This is a genomic window from Candidatus Cryosericum odellii (assembly GCF_003570935.1).
Classification (GTDB): domain Bacteria; phylum Caldisericota; class Caldisericia; order Cryosericales; family Cryosericaceae; genus Cryosericum; species Cryosericum odellii.
This window is the reverse complement of the sequence record NZ_QXIU01000122.1, coordinates 1-7844: the sequence shown is the minus strand read 5'-3', so window position 1 is coordinate 7844 and position 7844 is coordinate 1. Positions and strand designations below refer to the sequence as shown.

The 7844-nt window shown below is 52.7% G+C and carries 8 protein-coding genes and 1 pseudogene; 6 read left to right on the top strand and 3 right to left on the bottom strand.

The genetic code is table 11. From position 1 onward, the window contains the following. From SMC5_RS10700 to SMC5_RS05225, 5 genes and pseudogenes are all read left to right on the top strand, one after another. Positions 1–369, top strand: a pseudogene (locus tag SMC5_RS10700) (hypothetical protein); the annotation flags it as partial. A 343-nt stretch (positions 370–712) separates the two neighbouring features. Next, positions 713–1330 carry a type IV toxin-antitoxin system AbiEi family antitoxin domain-containing protein gene (locus SMC5_RS05240; protein WP_119119889.1) on the top strand — a complete coding sequence of 206 codons (618 nt, stop codon included), beginning with the start codon at positions 713–715 and terminating at the stop codon, positions 1328–1330. After that, the gene (locus SMC5_RS05235; protein ID WP_165846147.1) at positions 1323–2099 is read left to right on the top strand and encodes a nucleotidyl transferase AbiEii/AbiGii toxin family protein; all 777 of its coding nucleotides are present in this window, start codon (positions 1323–1325) and stop codon (positions 2097–2099) included. Before SMC5_RS05240 ends, SMC5_RS05235 begins: the two co-directional genes overlap by 8 nt. A gap of 73 nt (positions 2100–2172) precedes the next feature. Beyond that, the gene (locus SMC5_RS05230; protein WP_165848987.1) at positions 2173–2691 is read left to right on the top strand and encodes a metallophosphoesterase; all 519 of its coding nucleotides are present in this window, start codon (positions 2173–2175) and stop codon (positions 2689–2691) included. A 166-nt stretch (positions 2692–2857) separates the two neighbouring features. Further along, a complete protein-coding gene (locus SMC5_RS05225) occupies positions 2858–3970 on the top strand; it encodes an IS110 family RNA-guided transposase (protein WP_207799092.1) in 1113 nt (370 codons plus the stop codon). 44 nt (positions 3971–4014) lie between these two features. Here the strand turns inward: SMC5_RS05225 and SMC5_RS05220 are convergent, their stop codons facing one another. Genes SMC5_RS05220 through SMC5_RS05210 form a run of 3 tightly spaced genes read right to left on the bottom strand, consistent with a single transcriptional unit; the run spans position 4015 to position 6608 of the window. After that, on the bottom strand, positions 4015–4992 hold the full coding sequence (locus SMC5_RS05220) for a beta-ketoacyl-ACP synthase III (RefSeq protein ID WP_279386313.1): 978 nt from the start codon (positions 4990–4992) through the stop codon (positions 4015–4017). 15 nt (positions 4993–5007) lie between these two features. Then, complete coding sequence (locus SMC5_RS05215) at positions 5008–5469, bottom strand: 3-hydroxyacyl-ACP dehydratase FabZ family protein (RefSeq protein WP_207799090.1); 462 nt, start codon at positions 5467–5469, stop codon at positions 5008–5010. Positions 5470–5498: 29 nt separating this feature from the next. Continuing rightward, positions 5499–6608, bottom strand: a complete 1110-nt coding sequence (locus tag SMC5_RS05210; protein WP_119119884.1) for an NAD(P)H-dependent flavin oxidoreductase — start codon at positions 6606–6608, stop codon at positions 5499–5501. A gap of 378 nt (positions 6609–6986) precedes the next feature. On the opposite strand from SMC5_RS05210, the gene SMC5_RS05205 reads away from it, so the two are divergent. Next, on the top strand, positions 6987–7766 hold the full coding sequence (locus SMC5_RS05205; RefSeq protein ID WP_119119883.1) for an ADP-ribosylglycohydrolase family protein: 780 nt from the start codon (positions 6987–6989) through the stop codon (positions 7764–7766). The last annotated feature ends 78 nt before the right edge of the window (positions 7767–7844 follow it).

Genomic DNA, 7844 nt, shown 5'->3' with positions numbered 1-7844 from the left:
TTCGACATGGCGGCATTCGACATCCTGGTCTACCTCGGGCAGCCAATCTGGATGGTCTTCTCCTATCTCCTGGTGCTCGTCAATGTCGTCATACACTTCACCCACATGGCCGTGCCTGTGTGGGCATCCGCCGGTATCGTGCTTCCCTCGGTCTGGGTCGCCCTGTTCACATTCGAGTGGTTTGCTCCTCCGATGCTCGTCGCGGCCCTGCTGCTCGAGAAGGTCAGGCCGAAGTACTGGTGGGGCGTATTTATGTTCGCTGTGTATGGGCTGACGTGGCTTCCGCTCGACTTCATCGCCCTCTTCACGCGCAACGACCAGACCTGGTTCCATACCATCCACAAGCAGGCCGCAGTCTCCAGCAAGTAGCGTCGACAGGCGGTTGCGGCATCCGGTAGCCATTGGGGTCAGCTGGTAATTCCGACCCAGGGTGGTAAGTTCACGGGATGACCTCCAACCCGTCCTCGCCAGGCCTGCCTGCTGTCCTTAGTCCATCATTCCCACTTCCCCTCCGTCATTCCCCCGAGGACTTTGTTCCCATACGAGGGGTGCTTCTCCGCGCAGGCGGGAACCCATTCTTTCATGTACCACCCGGGCCTGTTTACCAGCTGACCCCATATACGCTGTTGACACGAACCAGCACAAGGGTACGCTATAAATAGATGTATTTGAGTTATATACGCTATAGCGTATGAAAGGGAGATGAAGACAGATGTTGCTCGACAGCATGCGACGTACCATAGGGACTGATGCACCGTTCAGCATACGTGATCTTGCGCTCATCGATCCTGGGTTCCGTCAGCCGACGCTTGCGGAATGGAACCGCAAAGGAGAGGTGCGCATGCTGGCGCGCGGCTGGTACGTTTTCGCAGATGTGCAGGTGGACCTGCCCCTCCTGTTCGATGTCGGCTGCCAGGCCTATCCCCCAGCGTATGTGTCGCTTGAGTCTGCGCTGTCGTGGTACGAACTCGTCCCCGAGACCGTCCATGCGATCACCTTGGTCGGGACGCGCACGACGCGGACATCGGTGACGGATGCGGCAACGTTTGTCTGGCAGACGGTCAAGCCGCTTCGGTGGTTCGGATATCGTGTCGTTGAGTATGGGCGAGGGCGGAGGTTCCTTATCGCCGAGGCCGAGAAGGCCATATTGGACTACCTGTACCTTCATCCGGGTCTGCACACAACGGATGACATGATGAGTGTACGCCTTGACGAGGGTGGATTTGCAGCGCTCGACCATGACCGCCTGGCGCAATGGGCGTTGAGGTTTGACCACGCGCGACTGTCACGCCAGGTGCATGTACTTGAGGAGGCGATGCGCAATGCTTGAGCCGTCTGTTGTCTACGAGGCGTATCACGAGAGCGCCCCTGTCTGGAGGGTGTCGATCTTGCGGGAATATCTGCAGCTGAAGACGCTGCAGTACATCTATGGCACGACCCATGGCGCCGGCCTCGTGTTCATGGGCGGAACAGCCGTTCACCTGTTCACGGGCAGTCCTCGCTTCTCCGAGGACCTCGACTTCGACAACCGGGGCGTCTCGGCGTCCGGGTTCCGTACACTGGTCGACGATGTGGCACATCGCTTTGCACTGGAGGATGTTGCGTGTGACGTCGTGGTGAAGGAGCACCGGGGTATGACGGCAGTACTGCGCTTCACCAACGTGTTGCAGCAATGGAGCCTGACGGGGCATCGCGACAGTGTCTTGCGCATCAAGGTTGACACGGAACCCCAGAACTTCGACGTCGCACCGGAGCGGCGCATCCTTAGCCGCCTGGACGTCTTCGTGCCGGTACTGCTGACGCCGGTCCCTGTACTCCTGGCGCAGAAGTTCACTGCGTTGCTGGGCAGACCACGTACGATGGGACGCGACATCTACGACATCTCCTGGCTGCTGGGCCAAGTGAAACCGGACTATGCATACCTGCAGGCCAAAGCCGGTATTCCAGACGAGGGACACTTGCGCCAGGTCGTTCTGGACAAGTTGGCCACGCTCGACATCCCTGCGCTCCGTGCCGACGTACTACCCTTTCTCCCGAGTCCGGGGGAGGCCGACCGTATCACGCTGTTTGCTGATCTTATCCGGACGGCTCAGCTGTGACAACTACGGTGCCAATTCGTCGTTCCCGCGTCCCTCCCGTCATTCCCCCGAGGACTTTGTTCCCATACGAGGGGTGCTTCTCCGCGCAGGCGGGAATCCATCCCTTGGTCCCTGCATGCGTATTCTCGTAGTCTCCGATTCGCACGGCAACACGTCCAACCTGAAGGAGGCGATGCTTCGGCATCCCGAAGTCACCCGCGTGCTCCATTGCGGGGATGGCGAGGCCGACGTCGCTGCTCTCAGCGCAGCGTATCCATCCGTGCGCTTCGACGCCGTACGCGGCAACTGCGACCTCGGTGCATTGCTCCCGCTCCAGCGCCTCCTGCGGATCGCCGGCAGGCGCATCTTTATGACGCACGGTCATAGTTATGGCACCAAGTATGGGATGGAATTGCTCCTCGAACAGGGGCGCAAGGAAAGGGCTGACGTCGTCCTCTTCGGTCACACGCACCGCCGTCTCATCGAGCGTCAGGACGGCATCCTCCTCGTCAACCCCGGCAGCATCGGGGGCCGCTTTCCCGCCCGCACGGCCACCTACGTCGTCCTGGACCTGTCAGACGGTGTGGTAACTGCCGAGGGCTACGAACTGTAGCAGCTACGCGTACATTTCGTACGATGGGGGGAGTACTCGTATGATGACGAGAACAGAGATACTATTGATAGTCGTGTGGGTGAGAGGAATGGGTAGATCGTGCGTACATTGAAGCAATGAGCAATCCTCATGAGCTTGTACCTAAGATGGATCGCCCTTCCAAAGTTTGTGTAGTATCAGAAGCGGAGAACTATCCTCCAGCTTGGGTTGTAGACGAAATGAAACGTGTATGGAAGGGCAACCCATTACAAACTCTCCTCATACAGCAAGGAGGTTTCGTATGACAGAGTATATCGGCATTGATGTTTCAAAGCAAACGTTAGCCGTATGGGATGGAACACAAGAGGAGGAAGTTCCCAATGAGAAGGGGTTGAAGACCCTGAAGAAGCTCCTCAAGAAGAGGTATGGAGGAGAGTGGAACGAGACAGTACGGTTCATCTATGAACCAACAGGACCCTATTCAAACTACCTGCGTGTATTTGCTGCAGAGCATGAGGTCCGAGTATATGAAGTAAACCCAAAGAAGAGTGCGAACTTCGCAAAGGTATTGGGGAACAGATCGAAGACCGATACCGTTGATGCGAAGATGTTGGAGGCATTCCATGCCTTGCTCACAGAAGAAGACTTCTGCATCCCAGTGATGGATGAGATAGCGGAGCAGCTGGGAGCAGAGCTTGGAAGTTATGAGATCATCCAGAAGACAAGGACCATGCTTTCCAACCATCTGCAGTCTCTGGAATACAAGAGCGGGGTGGCAAAGAAGCTGAAAGACTCACTCGAGAGGGAGCTCAAGTACCTTAGTACGATGGAGGACCAGCTCGAGAACGAGATGGAGGCAGTTGCAGAGGATCATGAGGAGACACGAGAAGACCTTGGCAACCTTCTTTCCATGAACGGGATCGGGGTCATCTCTGCCATCAATCTTCTGTATCTCTTCCGGAAGTATCCTGGTGCGAATCGAAATGAGATCACCGCACTTGCAGGACTGGATCCCATCCAGCGGCAATCAGGTTCTTCGTTGAATGGCGGAAGGAAAATCAGCAGGGCAGGAGATCCAATGCTCAGGAAGGTCCTGTACCTGGCTTGTATGAACAGTATCCAACACAATGAGTGCATACGAACGTTCTACAAGCATCTCGTTGCTGATAACCACAAGAAGCCCAAAGTTGCCCTGGTCGCTTGCATGAGGAAACTTCTTCTCATCGCCCACCACCTCTATACCACAAAATCCCAATACCGGACCCTTGAACATGACGCCAATCCATGTTTGACCTCTTGACGCGGATCGTAGTATCTCCAGTGAACTCACGACTTGACGGGCGTTCATCTGGACCACTCCATAATAATTGCACCGGAAGTCATTCCAGCACCAAAAGAAACCATAAGCACGTTGTCGCCATTTTTCAGCTTTCCTTCTGTATAAATCTTGTCAAGCGCAATAGGGATAGACGCGGCAGAGGAATTGCCATACTTATCAATAGTAACAACAACCTTTTCCATAGGTATACCCAATTCTTGAGCTCCAGACTGAATGATTCTGAGGTTTGCCTGGTGAGGCACGAACCAATCAACGCTCTCAAGGGGAACATGTGCTTTCTCAAGAACTTTCTTTGAAATACGTGAGATCTCACGGACAGAAAATCTAAATACTGCCTGACCGTCCATTTTAGTGAAGTAACTTCGTTCTTTTAGCACTTCTTTGCTAAAAGGTGTCCTCGAGCCACCAGCGGGTAGCGTGAGATACTCCGCAAGAGAACCATCAGCAAACAGTTCAAATGAAAGGAAACCACCATGTTCGACGTTACTTAGTACAGCAGCGCCTGCTCCGTCACCAAACAGAACATACGTCCCTCTATCTGTATTGTCCATCATCCTGGTGATAACCTCGGCTCCTACGACAAGAACATTCTTGTACATGCCTGATTGAATGAATTGAGCTCCAACAGTAACTCCATATACCCAGCCTGGACAACCTGCCTGAAGGTCAAAAGCAGCTGCATTTTTTGCTCCGATCTTCTCTTGCAGCAGGCAAGCCGTAGCAGGATAATGCATGTCAGGAGAGTTTGTTCCAACAATGATCAAATCAATATCATTCGGAGACAGATGGGCATCTTCCAGCGCCCGTTCAGCAGCAATTTTTGCAAGGTCACTCGTTGCCTGGTCTTTTCTCGCAAAACGCCGTTCCGTAATTCCTGACCTGCTCTTTATCCATCCATCAGTCGTGTCGAGAATCTTCTCCAGATCAGCGTTGGTGACAATCTGTTCAGGAACATAACTGCCCAACCCGACGATTCCTACCATCAAACAACTCCTGCATTAAAGAGTTTCATTATCAACAAAAACCGCAGCAATAACACCTTGTGCTACCAGAGAATCACCACAATAGATCTTGCTCTCACTTCTTGCAACGTTATGCCTGAAAGAAAGAAGCCTTGATTCTACAATAAGAGTCTGTCCAGGAACCACCTTTTTTAGAAACCTGAACTTGTCCACTCCGGCAAAAAAGCCAAACAAGTTCCTATTCTTTGGAACAGTAAGGATCAGAAATGTAGATACCTGCCCGGCAAATTCCATCAGAATAACACCAGGAACAAGTGGCATCTGTGGAAAGTGTCCCTTGAAAAAATACTCCTCTCCAGTAAAAGTCTTCTTGCCTGTCACGCTTTCTCCGGGCACAAGATCAGTTATCTCGTCGACAAAGAGGAATGGTTCTCGTTGAGGGAGTATTTGTTCTATATCCCCCTTGGACAACTTACGTTCGTTCGTGGTCGTCTTCAACTAGGACCTCCAGCTCAAATTATACGACATCAAGAGGATTTATGGAATTCATCGCACGAGACATCTCTATATTCTTTTTGCAACGTTTCGATCAGTGCTTTCACGGAAAGTATCTCTTTTACACGATACGCATTTGCACCAGCAAAAACAAAACCATGCTCAAGATATCCTTTCTTGGCGTTGGTTAATGCAAGTGCAATACAATAAGGAGAATTGGCATAATCACACGGCTTTAGACATTTCCAGGGGCAATGCATTGGTTTTTTGATCCCCTGGCTTACGTCATCCAGGAATTTATTCCTGATCGCCCGTCCTGGCATTCCAACAGGACTATTTATGATGACAATATCCTCTTGTTTGCTTTTTATGTAAGCTTCTTTAAATTCCATTGACGCGTCGCACTCGTATGTTCCTACAAACCTTGTTGCCATCTGAACTCCACTTGCTCCCAACTGAAGAGCCCTGTAAATGTCGGCTCCGGTAAATAGACCACCTGCGGCAATGACAGGAATGCTTTCCCCGTAACGTTGCTCGTACGTTTTTATGACGGCAATAACATCGGGAAGGATCCTTTCCAAGGCGTAATCAGGGTTATCGATCTCTTCCCTTTTGAATCCAAGGTGCCCACCAGCCATTGGGCCTTCAACAACTACAGCATCCGGTACTAACCCATACCGCTTCGCCCAATATCTGAAGATAAGTTCTGCAGCTCTTCCTGAGGAAACGATAGGAACAAATTTTGTCCTATTCTTTTCACTCTTGCCCTGCAAAATCTTCTCCGGGACTTTGAGAGGAAGCCCAGCTCCTGAAATAATGAGATCAGCACCCTCCTCCACTGAAATATTGACGTGTTCATCATAGTCTGAAAGAGCTACCATGATGTTGACACCGATGATGCCTTTCATCTCTTTGGCTTTCCTTATTTCTTTTCTAAGAGCTCTTGCGTTTGCCTCTCTGAAATCTTTGGCAAAGTCCGGCTCTAACATACCAATCGCTGCAGAAGAAATAACTCCAATAGCTCCTTCCTTTGCAACTGCTGACGCTAAACCTGATAAAGAAACACCAACACCCATGCCTCCCTGAACAATTGGTATACGAGCTTCCAGATCACCTATCTTGAGAAGTGGCATCTCGCTCATATAGTAACCCCCAAAAATGGCTTTTTACTTTGCTTGTCATCAATGGTGAAACAATTCAAAACTGTCAGGCACTACCACGGAAACATCATTCCAAGGTACTATAGTCCCTTTGTTGAAGAAATTTCGAAGATGCCACATCGACTCATTCAACATGGAGGTGAACAGTGTGCTCGGTCCGTCATTCCCGCGTCCCATCCGTCATTCCCCCCCGAGCATTTCTTTCTAATGCGAGGGGTGCTTTCGGCGAAGGCGGGAATCCAGTCTTGTCCTTAGATCTTTCGTTTCCGTTCCCGGTTCGTCTCTCACCGCAGCAATTGGCAGTATACTAATATAGTAGAGGGGCGCTTGGTATGTCGCCCCGATCTCGGGAGGAATGCGATGCTGGGAGCAGTGGCAGGCGACATCATCGGTTCGGTGTACGAGTTTCATGCCATCAAGTCGATGGACTTCCCATTGTTCAGCGAGGGCTCAAAGTGGACAGACGATACGGTCCTGACCATGGCCGTGGCCCAGACGCTGCTGACAGGCCGCCCATACGAAGAGACGCTGCGCGAGTTTGCGCTGGAGCATCCAGATGCTGGGTTTGGTGGGCGGTTCAGGCATTGGTTCACCACGCCAGGGGCGAAGCCGTACGACAGCTTCGGCAACGGGTCGGCCATGCGCGTCAGCCCTGTGGGCTGGGCCTTCGACACTTTGGAGGAAACGCTGGAGGAGGCGCAGCGTTCAGCCGAGGTGACCCATAACCATCCGGAGGGTATCAAGGGTGCTCAGGCCACGGCGGCTGCCATTTTCCTTGCCCGCCAGGGGACCAGTCAGGTTATCATCCGGGATGTGCTTGAGACTCGGTTCGGGTACGACCTGCACCGTGCCTACGAGGACATCCAGCCATCCTACTCGTTCGACGAGACGTGCCAGCGGTCGGTACCCGAGGCGCTTATCTGCGCGCTGACCTCCATGTCCTTCGAGGGCGCGGTGTGCCGCGCAGTTGCTCTGGGCGGTGACGCCGACACACAAGCCGCCATCGCAGGCTCGGTGGCCGAGGCACTCTATGGTGGAGTTCCAGACAGTATTGCCAAAGAGGCACGCGCCCGCCTGACCCCGCAGTTCATCAGTATCCTTGACGCTTTCCAGGACAAGTACCACATCCAGCATTCATAGGCGATCCAGCACGTTGCAGTCAAGCGTTACCCTTTCCAAGTGGTATCGCTTGGCGGCAACGAGATATTACTCTATTGC